This window comes from Methylobacterium sp. J-048 (assembly GCF_022829515.1).
Taxonomy (GTDB): domain Bacteria; phylum Pseudomonadota; class Alphaproteobacteria; order Rhizobiales; family Beijerinckiaceae; genus Methylobacterium.
In genome coordinates, this window is the sequence record NZ_JAKSYL010000086.1 from 1 (window position 1) to 1,506 (window position 1,506).

Annotated in this window: 2 protein-coding genes; both read left to right on the plus strand. The window is 71.7% G+C overall.

Going from position 1 to position 1,506, the window contains the following annotated elements; all coding sequences use genetic code 11:
• The first annotated feature begins 203 nt into the window (after positions 1 to 203).
• A complete protein-coding gene (locus tag MKL09_RS06025) occupies positions 204 to 761 on the plus strand; it encodes a ubiquinol-cytochrome C chaperone family protein (protein WP_244018892.1) in 558 nt (185 codons plus the stop codon).
• Positions 758 to 1,273, plus strand: coding sequence for a YceD family protein (locus tag MKL09_RS06030; protein WP_244018895.1), 516 nt, complete (start codon positions 758 to 760; stop codon positions 1,271 to 1,273). The genes MKL09_RS06025 and MKL09_RS06030 overlap by 4 nt, the downstream gene beginning before the upstream one ends.
• Positions 1,274 to 1,506: the final 233 nt, after the last annotated feature.

Consider the following 1,506-nt stretch of genomic DNA (forward strand, 5'->3'; position numbering starts at 1 on the left):
GGGTGGCCCCTGCGTCAGCAGGGGTCGGGAGAGCGGACCCCGGTTTCAGGACAACGCCGGTCCGGGGTGAAGGCCACCGCCTCATCCTTCACCGTCGCTCCCCTCTCCTGCCCCCCTTCGGGGGCCACCCTCCCCCGCCGAGGGGGGAGGGAGCGGCGCGCATCGGCTTTGTTCTTGGCATCCTTCAAATCCGCGAGGCCCCGATGATCGCCGGGCTGTTCCGGCGCGACGGCGCCCGGCGCCGCGCCATCGAGGCCCTGCACGCGTCGATCAGCGCGGCGGCACGGCGGCCGGGCCTGTACACGCAGCTCGCCGTGCCCGACACCGTCGAGGGCCGGTTCGAGGCCCTGTGCCTGCACGTCATCCTGGTCCTGCGCCGGCTCAACCGGCTGCCGGCCCCGGCCGCCGATGTGGCGCAGGATCTGGTCAATTCGGTCTTCACCCAGCTCGACGCCTCTTTGCGCGAACTCGGCGTCGGCGATATGGGCGTCGGCAAGCGGATGAAGAAACTCGGCGCCGCCTTCTACGGCCGGGCCACCGGCTACGACGCCGCCCTCGATGCCGGCGACGGCACGGCCCTGGCCGTGGTGCTCGCCCGCAACGTGCTCGGCGGCGCGGGTGACGCGGCGGGCCTCGCCGCCTACGTGCTGGCGGCCGATTCGGCGCTGGCGACGGCCAATCTCGACGGGCTGCTCGGTGCCGGGCCGCCCTTCCCGGAGCCGGACGCGTTCGCGCCGGCCCCGACCGGAGACAGGACATGAGACACCGTACGGGCCCGGAGAGCGGGCCGCTCTCGCGCTGGATCAATGTCGAGCGCCTGCCGCAGGGCCGGGGCGCCGTCACCGTCGAGGCGAGCCCGGCCGAGTGCACGGCGCTCGCCGCCGACTTCAAGATCCCCGCCATCCGCGATCTGGTCGGGCGGTTCGAGATCTCGGGCTCGACCAACCGGATGACCGTCACCGGCGCGGTCGAGGCCGTGGTGACGCAGGTCTGCACGGTCAGCCTCGAGCCGTTCGAGGGCCCGGTCCGCGAGCCCGTGGAGGTGGTGTTCACCGATACCGACCAGCTCGCCGGCACCGATGCCGAGGATGTCGAGGTGCCCGATCCGCTGATCGGCGGCCGGATCGATTTCGGCGCGCTCACGGCCGAGTTCCTGGCGCTCGGCCTCGATCCCTATCCGCGCAAGCCCGGCATCGCCTTCGAGCCGGTGGTGGCGGGCGAGGATGCGGGGCCTTTCGACGCGCTGCGCCGGTTGCGTGACGGGGAGGGGTGAGGCGGACCGGCTTGGCGCTGCTCCGGGTCTGGTCGCTGAGCGAGGATGAAGGAATTCGGCAGCAAGTTTCTGTCTGGGAAACTCCAACCCAACCCCTCATCCTTGTAAGTCAGTCGGCGTCCGATCTGGTAAGGTCGGATCCGCGGCGACGGGCAGGACCCCGGCTCATCCTGGGGCACTGAAGCCCGCACCTCAGCTTGGGAGCCTGCCCGTTCCTTCCACGACCCCGGACA